Raw genomic sequence first — 17,156 nt, 5'->3', positions numbered from 1 at the left:
GACCGAAGCGGCGCGGGCGCATCAGCACCCGCGCGGCCTCAGTGTGTCACTCGCGGATCAATAGGCACCGGACTTCTTGAAGGATTCGATCGCCGAGCGCAGTGCGCCTTCGTCGTCCTTCGAGAGATCCTTGGTGTCCTCGATGCGCTTGATGAGGTCAGCGTGGCTGGTCTTCAGGTTGTCGCGCAGGCCCTTCTCGAACGACAGCACTTGCTTGACGTCGAGATCGTCGAGGTAGCCGTTGTTCGCGGCGTACAGCGACACGGCCAGTTCCCACACCTGCAGCGGCTGGTACTGCGGCTGCTTCAGCAGTTCCGTCACGCGGCGGCCGCGCTCGAGCTGCTTGCGGGTCGCTTCGTCGAGGTCCGATGCGAACTGCGCGAATGCGGCCAGTTCACGGTACTGCGCGAGGTCGGTACGGATACCGCCCGACAGCTTCTTCACGACCTTCGTCTGAGCAGCGCCACCGACTCGCGACACCGACACGCCGGCGTTGATTGCCGGGCGGATGCCTGCGTTGAACAGGTCGGTTTCCAGGAAGATCTGGCCGTCGGTAATCGAGATCACGTTCGTCGGAACGAACGCGGTCACGTCGCCAGCCTGCGTTTCGATGACCGGCAGTGCCGTCAGCGAGCCGCTCTTGCCCTTCACTTCGCCGTTCGTGAACTTCTCGACGTACTCTTCCGACACGCGAGCAGCACGCTCGAGCAGACGCGAGTGCAGATAGAACACGTCACCCGGATATGCTTCACGGCCCGGCGGGCGGCGCAGCAGCAGCGAGATCTGACGGTATGCCCAAGCCTGCTTGGTCAAGTCGTCATAGATGATCAGCGCGTCTTGGCCGCGGTCGCGGAAGTATTCGCCCATCGTGCAGCCGGCGTACGGTGCGAGGTACTGCATCGCTGCCGAATCCGAAGCCGAAGCGGCGACGACGATCGTGTATTCCATCGCGCCCGTTTCTTCGAGCTTGCGAACCACGTTCATGATCGACGAAGCCTTCTGGCCGATCGCGACGTAGATACAGATCAGGTCCTTGCCCTTCTGGTTGATGATCGCGTCGAGCGCCACCGCGGTCTTGCCGCACTGACGGTCGCCGATGATCAGCTCACGCTGGCCACGGCCGATCGGCACCATCGCGTCGATCGACTTGATGCCCGTCTGCACCGGCTGCGACACCGACTTACGCCAGATCACGCCCGGGGCGATCTTTTCGATCGCGTCGGTCAGCTTCGCGTTGACCGGGCCCTTGCCGTCGATCGGGTTGCCGAGTGCGTCGACCACGCGGCCGACGAGTTCCGGACCAACCGGGACTTCCAGAATGCGGCCCGTCGTCTTGACGATGTCGCCTTCCGAGATGTGTTCGTATTCGCCGAGAATCACCGCGCCGACCGAGTCGCGCTCGAGGTTCAGCGCGAGGCCGAACGTGTTGCCCGGAAACTCGAGCATTTCGCCCTGCATCACGTCCGACAGGCCGTGGATGCGCACGATACCGTCGGTCACGGAGATCACGGTGCCTTGGTTGCGAACGTCTGCGCTCGCTTCAAGGCCCTGGATCCGGCTCTTGATCAGCTCGCTGATCTCAGAGGGATTGAGTTGCATTATTCGCTCCTGATAGTCAATTCTGTTGCGTGCCGGCGTGGCGCTCAGGCGGTCAAGGCAGCCTGCATCGATGCGAGGCGCGCGCGAACCGAGGTGTCGAGCACTTCGTCGCCGACCGTCACGCGCACGCCGCCGATCAGCGACGAATCGACTTCGACCGTCGGCTTCAGCTTGCGCTTGAACTTGCGTTCGAGGCCAGAGACGAGGCTTTCGAGATCCGCGCCGTTCAGCGGGAACGCGCTCACGATCTCGGCGTCGGCTGCACCTTCGCGTTCGTTCTTGAGCGCCTCGAACTGCTCGGCGATTTCCGGCAGCAGCGCGATGCGATGATTGTCGACCAGCATCTGCACGAAGTTCTTCGCTTCGGCGCCAGCCGCGACCGGCGACTTCACCGCAGCAAGCAGCAGCTCGGCCACTTGCGTGCGCGTCACCTTCGGGCTCGACGCGACCGACAGCACTTCCGGCAGACGCGCAACCTGGGCCAGCTCTTGCACGAGCGTGGACCAGGCGGCGATGTCACCTCCCTCGGCCACGCGGAACAGCGCTTCTGCGTAAGGGCGGGCGATGGTTGCAAGTTCGGCCATGATCAGAGCTCGGCTTTCAGTTGATTCAGCAGTTGGGCGTGGGCCGTTTGATCGACTTCGCGCTTCAGGATCTGCTCGGCGCCCTTCACGGCCAGCGCGGCGACTTCGCCACGCAGCGCTTCGCGCGCCTTCACGATTTGCTGTTCTGCTTCCGCTTTCGCCTGGGCGACGATGCGGGCGGCTTCAGCCTGGGCGTTGGCCTTGATTTCCTCGGCGACCGCCTGGGCACGCTTTTCAGCGTCGGCGATGCGCTGCTGGCCGTCGTTGCGGGCCTGCGCGAGTTCCTGGTCCACGCGCTTGTGCGCTGCGTCGAGTTCCGCCTTGCCCTTCTCCGCGGCGGCGAGGCCGTCGGCGATCTTCTTCGAACGTTCGTCGAGGGCGTTGATCAACGGCGGCCACACGAACTTCATCGTGAACCACGCGAGGACCAGGAACACGACCATTTGCGCAAACAGAGTTGCGTTGAGATTCACGGTGTTTCCTTATCTGCTATTCCGGAAAAATGAAACGGTAAGGCGCTCATCGAGTTGCATTCGATCAGCGCCCCAAGTCTCCGTTCCGCCCTGCGCCGGCTTACGCCGGGCGCATATTTCCGAGGAACCTTAGCCTGCGAGCTTCGACAGGAGCGGGTTCGCGAACGCGAACAGCATTGCGACACCAACGCCGATCAGGAATGCAGCGTCGATCAGGCCGGCCAGCAGGAACATCTTCGTTTGCAGCGGGTTGATGAGTTCCGGCTGACGTGCGCAGGCTTCGATGTACTTGCCACCCATCAGCGCGATACCGATACAGGCGCCGATTGCACCCAGGCCGATGATGATGCCGATACCGATGGCGGTCAGACCCTGGATGTTGGCGATGTAAGCTTGCATGATCACTCCTTTGTGAAAAGACTTGGAACTGAGATTTAAAAAACTAAAACGGAAACTCTTTTTTGCACGCCGCGCTTAGTGCTTGTCGTGCGCCTGGCCGAGATACACCAGCGTCAGCATCATGAAAATGAATGCCTGCAACAGAACAATCAGGATGTGGAAGATTGCCCAGACGCTACCCGCGATCACGTGACCAATGAAGCCGAGGAACGTTGCGTCGCCACCGAAGCTCCACATGCTGCCGAGCAGGGCGATCAACAGGAACAACAGCTCACCCGCGTACATGTTGCCGAACAGCCGCATGCCGAGGGAAACGGTCTTTGCGAGATATTCGACGATGTTCAGCGCGAGGTTCGGGATCCACAGCAGCGGGTGGGCGCCGAACGGGGCCGACAGCAGCTCATGCGCAAAGCCGCCCGCGCCCTTGATCTTGATGCTGTAGTAGATCATCAGGACGAACACGCCGAGCGCGATGCCGAGCGTGCCGTTCAGGTCGGCCGTCGGGACGATGCGATGGTGGGAAATCACGTCCGACAGACCGAGCAGGCCGATGACGCGGCCCGGCAGGTCGACGGGGAGGAAGTCGAGGGAGTTCATCAGCGCGACCCACACGAACACCGTGAGGGCGAGCGGAGCGATGAAGGTGCGGTTGCCGTGGACGATGGCCTTCGATTGATCCTCGACCATTTCGACGAGCATCTCGATCGCACACTGGAAACGGCCCGGCACGCCCGAGGTCGCCTTGCGGGCGGCCAGACGCAGCAGGACGATCGTCACGATGCCGCACACGATCGACCAGAACAGCGTGTCGAGGTTCCAGACGTGGATGTCGAAAATCGACGTCTGATGCGAGGTGGAGAAATTCTGCAAGTGGTGCGCAATGTACTCGGACGGATCCGGACCGCGCGTGCCTTCGCTAGCTGCCATATCGTTAATGCCACCCAAATTGTCGAAAATCGTTTTGCCCCGTTCCGCAATACGCTATTGCGGGAACGGGCCGGTGCGGTTCGTTGTCGAAACCGCACGCTGCTTGTTGCTTACCGCCAGGCCAGCGCGATCCAGTACGTCTTCAGCACGACGAGGTAGGTGACGAGGAGTGCCGGCCAGTGCACGCCGGCATAGCCGTACGCCACTGCGGCGAACATCCCGATCGTCACGCCGAGCTTCAGGGCTTCGCCCATCACCCAGCTCATCACGGTGGCCGAACCACCTGCCTTCAGTCGTGCCACGAACAACGCGCTTGGCGCCCAGCCGATCGCCCCGCCCAGAAACGCGGATTGCGCAGCGGCGCCCGGCGACTTTGAAAACAGCCACCACGCCAGCGTTGCAACCAGGGACAAGACCACCTGCGCGATCACCACCTTGTAGGGGGTCACGCGCGACGGCTTGCTCACGTTCGGACCGAACAGCCTCTCGGCTTCCGTCCGCGTGAGCGGAACGATGTTGTTATCTTGCAGCTCGGCATCCCAGTCGTCGCCATCGGACTCGCGCCGCTCGCCGGCCGCTGAAGCGGTGCGTTGCGCTCGGTGATCATCGTGCCTGTCGTTCGGCGCCTGACCCGCCATCGCAATCTTCCGCAAAATCCTTGAACCCGGCCCCAAGCTTTCCGAAAGCTTTCAGGGGTGCCTAGCTAACAAATCCGGGCGATTGTAAGCGATAGTTGCAGGTGATTCAAGGCTTTAGACGCGACAAAAACCAGCGTAAAACGACGCCTCATCATGTGAAAAACGCGCGCGTCGATGACGTACGATGACAGTTGTAAGGTCGGTTTTTCGTACCGGCATTTCTCGCCCAAAAAAATGCGGGTGCAACGAAATGACGTGACAGCGACGTGCGGTGCATGCGCCACCGGCGCGGCGCGATCGCAGCAGGAATTCTGCTGTGACACGAACACGGGAAACCATCCGACGCGGCGATGGGCAATAGAGGAAACACTGTGACCACCGCGTCGAGCGCGATGCGCGAAATGCGCTCGAACCGAGCGCGCCGGTGCCCGCAATCAGTTGTTGCGCCACCACAGTCGTTGGACTGTGGTGGCGCAACACTTATCAACAGGCCCGACCTTGCAACGACAAGGAACGCTGTGCACCCTCCCCGCCAGGCTTGCGGCATGCGTGCGCCGCACTGATCCGCATCGCTTAGCCGTGAACGAGCAACCACGCACCCAGCGCCGCGCTCACGAGCGCGAACGGAATCGACACGAGGTGAAACGGCAGCCACATGCGCGGCTCCTTCGCGAGACGCACCGCGATCAGGTTCGCGAGCGAACCGATCGCGAAACCGAAGCCACCGACCGATACGCCGAACGCGAGCGCCCGCCAGTCGCGCGTGAATTCCGACAGCAGGATCGCCGCCGGCACGTTGCTGATTCCCTGTGACACGACCGCGCCCGCCGCGAACACACGCAGCGGCGAATCGAGATGGGTTCGCGCGATTGCATCGTGGACGACGGGCAGCGCGGCCGCGCTGCGCAGCACAACGAACATCAGCACGAAGATCAGCAGCAGCAGCCAGTCGATCTTCAGGACTGCGTTACGTCTCGCCACCAGCAGCGCGATCACGACGCCGATCAGGCCCGGCACGGGATTGTGCGCATCGGCGAGCAGCACGAACGCACCGAACAGCACCGCCGCAAGCAACGCATGCATGCGCTGCACGGGAACGGCCTGGACGTCTCCCGACAGATCGAGCGGCTTTGCGCGAAACGCGCACGCGGTCAGCACGAGCAGCAGCGCCATCAACGCCAGTGCGAGCGGCCCGAGCGTGACGACGAAGCGGCCGAACGACACGCCGCTCAATTGCCACAGGAAAAGGTTCTGGGGATTGCCGAGCGGGGTCGCGACGGACCCCGCGTTGACGGCCAGCGCAACCACGATCACGAGCCGCCGGAACGGCAACGGCGTCAACGTGCGCAGCGATACCATCAGCGGCACGACGACGAACAACGCGACATCGTTGGTGAGCCACATCGCGAGCGCCGCCGCGAACACGACGAGCAGCATCGCGAGCCCGCGCTCGGAATGCACGTGATGCACGATGCGATGCGCGAGCCACATCAGGCACCCGGACAGCTCGAGCGCTTTGGTCAGCATTAGCAGACCCGCGAGCGTCGCGACGGTCTGCCAGTCGACGAGACCGACCAGTGCGTCAACTGGTTGCGGACGCAACCATTGCAGAACAATCAGCGCAAGCGCCAGCACCGTCAGTACGGGTTCCTGCAAAAGCCAGCCAAGCCACCGGCGCGGCGCCGGCGCGCCCGTGTTTTCCATCGATCGTGCCTCGTTATTCTTCGGTCGCGACGTTGCCGCGCAGACGCGCAAGAATGCCCTCGAGCGCGTCGAGGTTGCCGAAGTCGATCATCACCTGCCCTCGCCCGCGGCGGCCGAGCTTGATCTTCACTGTCGACGCGAGCAGGTCGGACAACTCCTCCTCGAGACGACGTGTGTCGCGGCCGCCATCGTCCTTCGCGCGCGCCTTCACCGCCGGCGCTTCCTTCGTCGTATGCGCGACCAGCTTCTCGGTCTCGCGCACCGACATGCGTTTGTTGACCACCTGGTGCGCGAGCGTGATCTGCGTCGCGGCATCGACTGCAAGCAGCGCACGCGCGTGGCCCATGTCGAGGTCACCGGCCAGCAACATCGTCTGCACCGGCGCCGCGAGGTTCAGCAGGCGCAGCAGGTTCGATACCGCGCTGCGCGAGCGGCCGACCGATTCGGCCGCCTGTTCGTGCGTGAAACCGAACTCATCGAGCAGGCGCTGGATACCGTGCGCCTCTTCCAGCGGATTCAGATCCTCGCGCTGGATGTTCTCGATCAGCGCCATCGCGGCGGCAGCCTGATCGGACACGTCCTTCACGAGCACCGGCACTTCGTCGAGGCCAGCCAGGCGTGCCGCGCGGAAACGCCGCTCGCCCGCGATGATTTCGTATTTGTCAGATGAAATAGGTCGTACCAGGATCGGCTGCATCACGCCTTGCGCGCGAATGCTGGCCGCCAGCTCCTGCAGGCTGCCTTCGTCCATCCGCGTCCGCGGCTGGTACTTGCCGGCCTGCAGCTTGCCGAGCGCGAGCGTGTTCGGTGCCCCTTCGATCTTCACCGCTTCGGTGATGTCCGCACTGCCGCCGAGCAGCGCTTCGAGGCCACGTCCCAAGCCCTTCTTCTTTGGTACCGCGTTCATGTCTTTCTTCCTCGCTTCGCTCATGTCCGGATCACGACACCTCGAACGCGCGCACGCGATCGATCATCTCGGCACCGAACTGGAGATACGCCTGCGCACCGCGCGAGTTACGGTCGAATACGACGCCCGGCAACCCGTAACTCGGCGCTTCCGCCAAGCGCACGTTGCGCGGAATCACCGCGTCGAACACCTTGTCGCCGAAGTGCGCTTTCAGTTGATCGGAAACTTGCTGCTGCAGCGTGATACGCGGATCGAACATCACGCGCAGCAAGCCGATGATCTTCAGGTCGCGGTTCATGTTCGCGTGAACCTGCTTGATCGTATTGACGAGATCCGACAGCCCCTCCAGCGCGAAGTATTCGCACTGCATCGGGATCACGACGCCATGCGCCGCGCACAGTCCGTTCAGCGTCAGCAGCGACAGCGTGGGCGGGCAATCGATCAACACGAAGTCGTAGTCGTCGGCCACGTGTTCGAGCGCGGCCTTCAACCGTCGCTCGCGGTTATCGATGCTGATCAGTTCGATCTCGGCACCGGACAGTTCACGGTTGGCCGGCAGCACGTCGTACGTGACACCTTCCGGACGCACGCGCGCGTCCGTCACCGATACGCCGTCGACCAGCACTTCGTACACGGTCGACTCGCAGGCGGCCTTGTCGATCCCGCTGCCCATCGTCGCGTTGCCCTGCGGGTCGAGATCGATCAGCAGGACTCGTTGCTCCTGCGCTGCAAGGCTTGCGGCGAGATTGACCGATGTCGTCGTCTTGCCGACGCCCCCCTTCTGGTTCGCAACGCAGAAGATCTTTGCCATCGTTGGTGTGTTCCCTTTACCTTCAAACAAACGGCGCGCTACCGCGCACCTTCAATTCGCCTCGTCGACGGTGACCTCGATCAGATGCCGTTCGGCATCGAGCATCGGTACCGCCAGCCGTATCGCCTGCTTTACGCGACTGCCTTCCGGCAACCGTGCAATTTCGTCGTCCGGATGGACACCCTTCATTGCCCAGATCGATCCGCCGGGCGCGACGAGATGTCGAGCAAGTTTAACGAAGTCGGATAGATCCGCGAAGGCGCGGGATACGATCATGTCGAATTTTTCCGGCACTTCGACGCCAGGCTGCAGCGATTCGACACGCCCGGTGACGACAGACAAGTTCGCGAGCTTCAGCTCGGCGCGCATCTGCGTCTGGAATGCAGACTTCTTCTGCACGATATCGTTCAGCGTGACCTGCCAGCCCGGCTGAACGATCGCCAGCACGATACCGGGCAACCCGCCCCCCGAACCCACGTCGAGCACGCGCGCCGACGCACGGTCGCGCAGATGCGGAACGATGGAGAGCGAATCGAGAATGTGCTGGATCAGCATCTGCTTCGGGTCGCGGATCGCGGTCAGGTTGTAGACCGCGTTCCACTTGCCGAGCAGCGCGACATAGTCAAGCAGCTGGTTGCGTTGTGCATCCGTCAACGTGATGTCGAGCGCGGCCGTGCCGTCGACGAGCATCTGTTCAAGTACGTCCCGATTAACCGCCGGCGCGCGACGCGCCGTCATTGTTGCGTCGGGACGGTGCCGCGCCCCTGTTCCGTCACTTCCGCGGCGGCGCCGTTACGACGGCCGAGGCCGCGGCGCTTCAGGTGCACCATCAGCAGCGAGATCGCAGCCGGCGTGACGCCCGAAATCCGCGATGCCTGGCCGATCGTTTCCGGGCGGAACTCGTTCAGCTTCTGGCTCACTTCGAACGACAGGCCACGCACCTCGCGGTAATCGATACCGTCCGGCAGGCGTGTGTTCTCGTTCGCATCGTTGCGCTCGATCTCGCTGGCCTGCCGCTCGATATAGCCCTGATATTTGATGCCAATCTCGACCTGTTCCTTGATCTGCTCGAGCAGCACCGGATCGTCGGCCAGCGGCTCTGCAGGCGCGCATTCACCACCCTTCAGGCCGCACACACCGTCGTAGCTGATACCGGGGCGGCGCAGCAGTTCGGCGAGGCTGTACTCGTGATCGATCGCCTTGCCGAGCAACGCAGTCGCCTCTTCAGGCGGCAGCGTCTTCGGCGTGACCCACGTCGACTTCAGTCGTTCGGTTTCACGTGAAACAGCGTCGCGCTTCCGACTGAACGCATCCCAGCGCACGTCGTCGACGAGGCCCAGCTCGCGGCCGATCTCGGTCAGGCGCATGTCCGCATTGTCTTCACGCAGGCTCAGACGATATTCGGCACGACTCGTGAACATCCGGTACGGCTCGGCCACGCCACGCGTGACGAGGTCGTCGACCAGCACGCCAAGATAGGCCTGATCGCGACGCGGGCACCATGCGTCCTTCTCCTGCACGTAGCGGCCTGCATTCAGGCCGGCCAGCAGCCCTTGTGCTGCCGCTTCTTCGTAGCCAGTCGTGCCGTTGATCTGGCCCGCAAAGAACAGCCCGTTGATCGCCTTCGTCTCGAGCGACGCCTTCAGCGCGCGCGGATCGAAGTAGTCGTATTCGATCGCGTAGCCGGGGCGCAGGATGTGCGCGTTCTCAAGGCCGCGCATCGAGTGCACGAGCTCGAGCTGCACGTCGAACGGCAGGCTCGTCGAAATCCCGTTCGGATAGAACTCGTTGGTCGTCAGCCCTTCCGGCTCAAGGAAGATCTGGTGCGATTCCTTCGATGCGAATCGGTGGATCTTGTCCTCGATCGACGGGCAGTAACGCGGGCCGACACCTTCGATCACGCCCGTATACATAGGCGAACGGTCGAGGCCGCCGCGAATGATGTCGTGGGTGCGCTCGTTCGTATGCGTCACCCAGCACGGCAGCTGCTGCGGATGCTGCTCCGCACGGCCAAGAAACGAGAATACGGGGATCGGATCGAGGTCGCCCGGCTGCTCGTCCAGCTTCGAAAAGTCGATCGAGCGGCCATCGATACGCGGCGGCGTACCGGTCTTCAGGCGGCCCTGCGGCAGCTTCAGCTCCTTCAGGCGAGCCGACAGCGACACGGCCGCCGGATCGCCTGCGCGACCGCCCGTATAGTTGTTCAGGCCGACGTGAATCTTGCCGTCGAGGAACGTACCGGCCGTCAGCACGACCGCACGTGCGCGGAAGCGGATGCCGATCTGCGTCACGGCGCCGACCACGCGGTCGCCTTCGACCATCAGGTCGTCGACAGCCTGCTGGAACAGCCACAGGTTCGGCTGGTTCTCGAGCCGATGGCGGATTGCAGCCTTGTACAGGATGCGGTCGGCCTGCGCACGCGTCGCGCGCACGGCCGGGCCCTTCGACGAATTGAGGATTCGGAACTGAATACCGCTCTCGTCCGTCGCGGCGGCCATCGCGCCGCCAAGCGCATCGACTTCCTTGACCAGATGGCCCTTGCCAATGCCGCCGATCGACGGATTGCAGCTCATCTGGCCGAGCGTTTCGATGTTATGGGTCAGCAGCAACGTCTTCGCACCCATACGGGCCGATGCCAACGCGGCTTCCGTGCCGGCGTGCCCGCCACCGACGACGATGACGTCAAATTCTGTGGGAAAAAGCATGGTGGATTCCGTGCGCAGGACTGCGCACGAACCTATCTGAGAAATGTATGGGGCGAATTATAGCGGGTTCGCTTTTCACCCGAAGACCGTCCGAATGGTAGGGCCGGTTCATTTGGTCGTTTTTTTCGCCCGACCGTGCAAGCTGTGCCGTGCGGCCTGCTTCGGCGGCGCTGCCGCGTCCTCAGCGCACATCGTCAGGCTGTGCAAAATCGCGAACCCGGCAGTGGTTTGCGAAACCCGCCGTCGCTGCGCCATCACAGCATTTCGGATCGACCTTCCTGTGCTTATCCCCTGTACCGTTTGGCCTGTGTCGATAGAACACCGTCGCGCGTACAGCGCTCACTACCCTGTGCAGCCCGACGATGGGGCCCCGCTCGTCACAGGGCTTCCGCTCGTTGCTCCGGCACTTATCCCCACGCCCGATTCACCGACGCACCGCCCTCTTCCAGAAAACAAAAGCGGCGTGTTTCACGTGAAACACGCCGCCCGTTTCCCGCCGACCGCCCCACCGATCAAGCCGTTTTTTTCACCAACCCTAGGTATGTTTCGATCACGCGCGGATTTTGCGCCAGCTCGGCCGCCGGCCCTTCCAGCGCAAACTCCCCCGTCTCCAGTACATAGCCGTAGTCCGAGATCTGCAGCGCGGCCCGAGCATTCTGCTCGATCAGCAGCGTCGCGACGCCTGTGCCACGTAACGCGCTGATGATATGAAAAATCTCCTTCACGATCAGCGGTGCCAGTCCGAGACTCGGCTCGTCGAGCATCAGCAAGTCGGGCTTGCCCATCAGCGCGCGGCCGACCGCGAGCATCTGCCGCTCACCACCCGACAGCGTACCGGCCGCCTGCTTGCGCCGCTCCTTGAGCCGCGGAAACAGCGCAAACACATGATCGAGCTGGTCGAGGAAGTTCGACTCGCCTGCGAGCTTGCGGCGATACGCGCCCAGCACAAGGTTATCCTCGACCGTCATCGTGCTGAACAGCTCGCGCTTTTCCGGCACCAGGCACATTCCCCGTGCGACACGCTGCTCAACCGGCAGTGCACCTACGTCCTTGCCGCGGTACACCACTGCCCCTGACGCATGCCCGGTCACCGGCAACGCGCCCATGATTGCGTTCAGCAGCGTCGACTTGCCGGCCCCGTTCGGGCCAATCACGCTGACGATCTGCCCGGCGCCGACCTTGATCGCCGCGCCGTGCAGCGCCTCGACCTTCCCGTAACGCACCGCCAGGCCGCGCACGTCGAGAATCGGCATCGTCGTATCCGTCATCACTCCACCCCGCCCAGATATGCTTCGAGCACCGCCGGATCCTGCTGCACATCCTGCGGCAGCCCTTCCGCGATCCGCGTGCCGAATTCCATCACCACCAGCCGATCGGTGAGGTTCATCACGAAATCCATGTCATGTTCCACGAGCAACACGCTCATCCCTTCCGCCTTCAGGCGCCGCAGCAGGTGGGCGAGTTGCTGCTTCTCCTGGTAGCGCAGCCCGGCAGCCGGCTCGTCGAGCAGCAGCAGCGTCGGATCGCAGCATAGCGCGCGCGCGATTTCGAGAATCCGCTGCTGACCGAGCGCGAGGCTGCCCGCTTCGTCGTACATGTGCCGCTCCAGCCCGACGCGGCGGATCTGGCGTGCCGCCTCGGCCAGCAGCTGCGCTTCCTCGTGCGCATTGAGCCGCGCGATGCTGCGCCACACGCCCGTATGGCCGCGCAGGTGCGCGCCGATCGCGACGTTCTCGAGCACCGTCATCGTCGGCAGCAGCTTCACGTGCTGGAACGTACGACCGATCCCCCGCCGGACGATCTGGCGCGACGTGAGTCCGTTAATCCGCTCGCCGCGGAACGTGATCGTGCCGGCGGTCGGCTGCAGCACGCCGGTCACGAGGTTGAACGTGGTCGACTTGCCGGCGCCATTCGGGCCGATCAGGCCGATGATCTGCCCCGCTTTCACGTCGAAGCTGACGTCGTTGACGGCCACCAGGCCGCCGAACTGCTTGCGCGCGTTATCGACGACGAGCAGCGGCTCGCCCGCCGCCGGCTTCGCGCGCTGCGGCAACGGATCGGCATGGTCGGGCGCATGTGCGCGCGGCCCGCGCGGAAACAGCTTCGCGACGAACGGCCACACGCCCTGGCGTGCGTACTGCAGCAGCAGCACCATCAGCACGCCGAACACGATGATCTCGAAGTTGCCTTCCGAGCCGAGCAGCTTCGGCAACAGCGTCTGCAGATAGTCCTGCAGCACCGTGAGGATCGCCGCCCCGAGCACCGCGCCCCACACGTGCGACACGCCGCCGACCACGGCCATGAACAGGAATTCGATCCCGTGGTTCAGGCCGAACGGGGTCGGGTTCACCGCGCGCTGCAGGTGCGCATACAGGAAGCCCGACACCGCCGCGAGCACGGCCGCGTAGACGAAGATCACGACGCGCATCCACGCGGTGTTCACGCCCATCGCCTCGGCCATCACGCCGCCGCCGCGCAATGCGCGGATCGCGCGGCCTGGCCGGCTGTTGAGCAGGTTCTGCACCGACACGATCGCGGCCAGCACGACGGCCCAGATCAGGAAGTACAGGCTTCGGCCGCTTCCCAGCTCGATGCCGAACAGGTTCAGTGCCGGAATCCCGTTGATCCCGTCGTACTTGCCGAGCAGTTCGAGGTTGCCGAACAGGTAGAACAGCGCGAGGCCCCACGCGATCGTGCCGAGCGGCAGGAAGTGCCCGGACAGGCGCATCGTGACCGCACCTAGCACGAGCGCGACGAGCGCCGTCAGCACGACGCCGACGATCAGCGCGAGCCACGGCGACACGCCGTAGCGCGTCGTCAGGAATGCGGTCGCATATGCGCCGATGCCGACGAATGCGGCCTGTCCGAAGCTCGTCATCCCGCCGACGCCCGTCAGCAGCACGAGTCCGATCGCGACGATCGCGTAGAGGCCGATGTAGTTCAGCAGCGTGATCCAGTATTCGGGCACCTGCAGCGCGCCGGGCAGCACCGGCAGCGCGAACAGCGCCACGAGGAACACCCAGAAGGTCTTGTTGCGTACCATCGTCTTCATCGCGTCACTCCTCTTCCTCTTCCGTGTGCGGCGTCGCGAAACTGCGCCACAGCAGCACCGGGATGATCAGCGTGAACACGATCACTTCCTTGTACGCGCTCGCCCAGAACGACGAATACGATTCGAGCACGCCGACCAGCAGCGAGCCGGCGGCCGCGAGCGGATAGCTGACCAGCCCGCCGATGATCGCGCCGACGAAACCCTTCAGGCCGATCAGGAAGCCGGAGTCGTAATAGATCGTCGTCAGCGGACCGACGAGGATGCCGGACAGCACACCGAGCCCGGCCGCCAGCGTGAACGCGAGCCGCCCCGCTTCGGTCGTGCCGATGCCGACGAGCCGCGCGCCGAGCCGGTTCACCGACGTCGCACGCAGCGCCTTGCCGGCGATCGTGCGGCCGAAGTACACGTAGAGCGCACCGATCAGCACCAGCGCGGTCACGACCACGAGGATGCTCTGCACCGACACCGTCATGCTGCCGACCGACAGCGACGCATCCGCGAAGCCGTTGGTGCGCGAGCCTTCCGCCCCGAACATCACGAGCCCGAGGCCGACCATCGCGAAATGGACGGCGACGGACACGATCAGCAGCAGCAGCGTCGTGCCTTCGGCGATCGGCTGATAAACGAGCCGGTAGACGAACGGCCCCATCGGCACGACGATCGCGAGCGTCAGCGCGATCTGCGCAAGCATCGGCATCGGCTGCGCGGCGAAGCTGCGCGTGATCGCGAACACCGCGAGCGGCAGCAGCACGTAGCGGCTAGCGAGCGTCGCGAGCGTGCGGCCGAGCTGATGGCGGCGTTCGCGATGGCGGATCAGGCCGCCGACTTCCAGCAGGAAGCACGCGATGCCCATCACGAACAGCAGCCAGCAGGTGGCGGGAAATTTCTGCGCCTGCAGCGCTGCAAGCGTGAGCGCACCGTAGGCGACGAATTCGCCCTGGGGAATGAAGATCACCCGCGTGACGGAAAACACCAGCACGAGCGCCAGCGACAGCAATGCATAAATGGCGCCGGTCGTGATGCCGTCTTGCGCGAGGATCGCCGCAATCGAGAGATCCATACGTTTCGTGTATCGAGAATGCTGCGGAGAAACGAAAGACGGGAATGGCCGCGGCGCACGAACGGCAAGATCGGCGCGTCGGGCGCCACGCGGCCGGCCCCGGTGATTCCATGCGGCACGGGAGCGGCCCGTCAGGCCCGCTCCGCTGCCGACGGCGCGCACGGCGCCGTTCGCGCCGCGCCCGCCGGTTTCACGTGGTGCTTATTCGGCCTGCAGCTTCCACTTGCCGTCGACGATCTGCACCATCACGCGCGCACGCGTGTCGAAGCCGTTGTGATCGGTCGGCGTCGTGTTGATCACGCCGTGCGACACGGGCAGGTCCTTCACGCTCTCGAGCGACGCGCGCAGCGCCTCGCGGAACGCCTCGGTGCCCGGCTGGCCCTTCTTCAGCGCGTCGGGAATCGCACGCTGCAGCAACAGCCCCGCATCCCATGCGTGGCCGCCGAAGGTCGACAGCGAACCGGCGCCGTATGCCTTCTCGTACGCAGCCTTGTAGCCGAGCGCCGGCTTCTTCACCGGGTTCGAATCGGGCAGCTGGTCGGTCACGAGCACCGGGCCGGCCGGCAGGATCTCGCCTTCGCAATCCTTGCCGCACACGCGCAGGAAGTCGTTGTTCGCGACGCCGTGCGTCTGATACACCTTGCCCTTGTAGCCACGCTCCTTTAGCGTCTTGGCGGGCAGCGCGGCCGGCGTGCCGGACCCGGCGATCAGCATCGCGTCGGGATTCGAGCCCATCAGCTTCAGCACCTGCCCCATCACCGACGCGTCGGTGCGGTTGTAACGTTCGTTCGACACGAGCTTCAGCCCGTTCTTCTCGGCCGCTGCGCTGAACGTCTTGTACCAGCTGTCGCCGTACGCATCGGCGAAGCCGATGAAGCCGACCGTCTTCACGCCGTGCTTCGCCATGTAGCCGGCGATCGCATCGGCCATCAGCTGGTCGTTCTGCGGCACCTTGAACATCCATGCGCGCTTCGCGTCCATCGGCGAGATGATCTGCGCGCTCGCCGCGAGCGAGATCGTCGGCGTCTTCCCCTGCGATACCGGGTCGAGCATCGCGAGCGAGTTCGGCGTGACGGACGAACCGATGATCGCGTCGACGTGATCCTCGTCGATCAGCTTGCGCACGTTCTGCACCGCGCGGCTCGTGTCGGACGCATCGTCGAGCACGATGTACTGGACGCTCTTGCCCGCGATTTCCTTCGGCAGCAGCGCGATCGTGTTCTTTTCCGGAATCCCGAGCGATGCGGCCGGCCCGGTGGCCGACAGCGTCACACCGATCTTCACCTGCGCCGACGCCGTGGCCGCCGCGCACACAAGGCCCGCGGCAAGCAAAACCTCCATCCATCGATTCATCTTCATTTATGTTGTCTCCAAACGCTGCTCGAAAAATCCGCGGGTCGCTCGGGCGGCTCCCGGTCCTCAAACAAGTTAATAATTTAACTATCTCGCCGTACCGCGCCTACGCTCGTTTTCCCGTGAAACGCCGGCACCGCCATCAAGCCCCGGCGAGACCGCGCGCGCACGCGCCGCGGCGCGTGCCGACACGGTCGTGCGACCGCCACGATGCGCGGCGGCAATGTCGTCAGGATGAACAAAACGGAGAAATGCGACGTTGCGCGAGACGCGATCGATGCGAACGCAACGATCGTCGGAAGGTCGGCCGGCCGGGCCGGATTCGGCTCCACAAGCGGGCGGTGCAGGATCGAAAAATCGGCCGTTCATGCGAACGCGAACGACACGTCGGATGCGAACGCAACGACCGCGGAGACCGTCGTGCCGGCAAATCGCACCGGAACGCGCATGCCGGCCGCAGGACGGCTCGTGAACGCCGGGGCATACCCGTGCACCGCCGACCCCGAACGAGCGGCGCCAGCCGCCCCTCGCACTCCGATCCATCGTCCCGCGCTTCTCATCCAACCGCACTCCCTCTTCTGCATTTTGCTTGTAGGAGAACTGCCGACCGTTTTCCCGACCGCTCGGTCGGCGAAAGCTGAGTGTAACGGACGCTTTTTGCGCACGCCAACCGGGTAAGCCCGGACGGCAATGCACGCGGCTGCGCGCCGGCGGCGATCGGCCGGCAGGAATGGATGAAAACGGGGAGACGGGATGAGGCGAGCGAGGTGGGGCAGAATGCGGCGCCACTGCCCTGCACCAGCAATGGAAATTCGCGCACCAAATGAAAAAGCGCTGTTGGATTCCGTCCAACAGCGCTTTGGGGTCCGGGCACTTTGTGCCTCGATTGTCTCCTCGTTCTCCACCTGCAAATTCGTTTCGCGGTGCATCAGAACTGAAACGAA

Annotated in this window: 15 protein-coding genes; all 15 read right to left on the bottom strand. The window is 64.0% G+C overall.

What is annotated here, in order from left to right; translation table 11 throughout:
- Positions 1–57: 57 nt before the first annotated feature.
- Entirely contained in the window at positions 58–1,599 is a 1,542-nt protein-coding gene (atpA, locus tag WS87_RS01530; RefSeq protein WP_014895499.1) for a F0F1 ATP synthase subunit alpha, read from the bottom strand.
- A gap of 44 nt (positions 1,600–1,643) precedes the next feature.
- Entirely contained in the window at positions 1,644–2,183 is a 540-nt protein-coding gene (locus WS87_RS01525) for a F0F1 ATP synthase subunit delta (protein ID WP_014895498.1), read from the bottom strand.
- 2 nt (positions 2,184–2,185) lie between these two features.
- Positions 2,186–2,656 (bottom strand): F0F1 ATP synthase subunit B, encoded by a 471-nt coding sequence (locus WS87_RS01520; protein ID WP_006477283.1) that lies wholly within the window; start codon positions 2,654–2,656, stop codon positions 2,186–2,188.
- Positions 2,657–2,785: 129 nt separating this feature from the next.
- The gene (gene atpE, locus WS87_RS01515) at positions 2,786–3,055 is read right to left on the bottom strand and encodes a F0F1 ATP synthase subunit C (protein ID WP_006482730.1); all 270 of its coding nucleotides are present in this window, start codon (positions 3,053–3,055) and stop codon (positions 2,786–2,788) included.
- Between the two features lie 75 nt (positions 3,056–3,130).
- Positions 3,131–3,982, bottom strand: a complete 852-nt coding sequence (gene atpB / locus WS87_RS01510) for a F0F1 ATP synthase subunit A (protein ID WP_059814523.1) — start codon at positions 3,980–3,982, stop codon at positions 3,131–3,133.
- 110 nt (positions 3,983–4,092) lie between these two features.
- Entirely contained in the window at positions 4,093–4,620 is a 528-nt protein-coding gene (locus tag WS87_RS01505; RefSeq protein WP_059814529.1) for an ATP synthase subunit I, read from the bottom strand.
- 573 nt (positions 4,621–5,193) lie between these two features.
- Positions 5,194–6,324, bottom strand: a complete 1,131-nt coding sequence (locus WS87_RS01500) for an SLC13 family permease (protein WP_059814532.1) — start codon at positions 6,322–6,324, stop codon at positions 5,194–5,196.
- Positions 6,325–6,337: 13 nt separating this feature from the next.
- Positions 6,338–7,231, bottom strand: coding sequence for a ParB/RepB/Spo0J family partition protein (locus WS87_RS01495; protein WP_059531410.1), 894 nt, complete (start codon positions 7,229–7,231; stop codon positions 6,338–6,340).
- 31 nt (positions 7,232–7,262) lie between these two features.
- Complete coding sequence (locus WS87_RS01490) at positions 7,263–8,042, bottom strand: ParA family protein (RefSeq protein WP_044845234.1); 780 nt, start codon at positions 8,040–8,042, stop codon at positions 7,263–7,265.
- A 51-nt stretch (positions 8,043–8,093) separates the two neighbouring features.
- Positions 8,094–8,780: a 16S rRNA (guanine(527)-N(7))-methyltransferase RsmG gene (gene rsmG, locus WS87_RS01485; protein ID WP_059814535.1), complete on the bottom strand. Its 687-nt coding sequence runs from the start codon at positions 8,778–8,780 to the stop codon at positions 8,094–8,096.
- Positions 8,777–10,747, bottom strand: a complete 1,971-nt coding sequence (gene mnmG, locus WS87_RS01480) for a tRNA uridine-5-carboxymethylaminomethyl(34) synthesis enzyme MnmG (RefSeq protein WP_059814538.1) — start codon at positions 10,745–10,747, stop codon at positions 8,777–8,779. The genes rsmG and mnmG overlap by 4 nt, the downstream gene beginning before the upstream one ends.
- A gap of 512 nt (positions 10,748–11,259) precedes the next feature.
- On the bottom strand, positions 11,260–12,015 hold the full coding sequence (locus WS87_RS01475; RefSeq protein WP_059531413.1) for an ABC transporter ATP-binding protein: 756 nt from the start codon (positions 12,013–12,015) through the stop codon (positions 11,260–11,262).
- Positions 12,015–13,799, bottom strand: coding sequence for a branched-chain amino acid ABC transporter ATP-binding protein/permease (locus WS87_RS01470; protein ID WP_059814541.1), 1,785 nt, complete (start codon positions 13,797–13,799; stop codon positions 12,015–12,017). The genes WS87_RS01475 and WS87_RS01470 overlap by 1 nt, the downstream gene beginning before the upstream one ends.
- 4 nt (positions 13,800–13,803) lie before the next feature.
- The gene (locus WS87_RS01465) at positions 13,804–14,859 is read right to left on the bottom strand and encodes a branched-chain amino acid ABC transporter permease (protein ID WP_059699580.1); all 1,056 of its coding nucleotides are present in this window, start codon (positions 14,857–14,859) and stop codon (positions 13,804–13,806) included.
- 201 nt (positions 14,860–15,060) lie between these two features.
- On the bottom strand, positions 15,061–16,218 hold the full coding sequence (locus WS87_RS01460; protein WP_059531229.1) for an ABC transporter substrate-binding protein: 1,158 nt from the start codon (positions 16,216–16,218) through the stop codon (positions 15,061–15,063).
- Positions 16,219–17,156: the final 938 nt, after the last annotated feature.

It is taken from the genome of Burkholderia sp. MSMB0856, assembly GCF_001524645.2.
GTDB classification, from domain to species: Bacteria; Pseudomonadota; Gammaproteobacteria; order Burkholderiales; family Burkholderiaceae; genus Burkholderia; species Burkholderia diffusa.
Note: the sequence above shows the minus strand (reverse complement) of the source record. Positions and strands in the feature narration are given on the sequence as shown.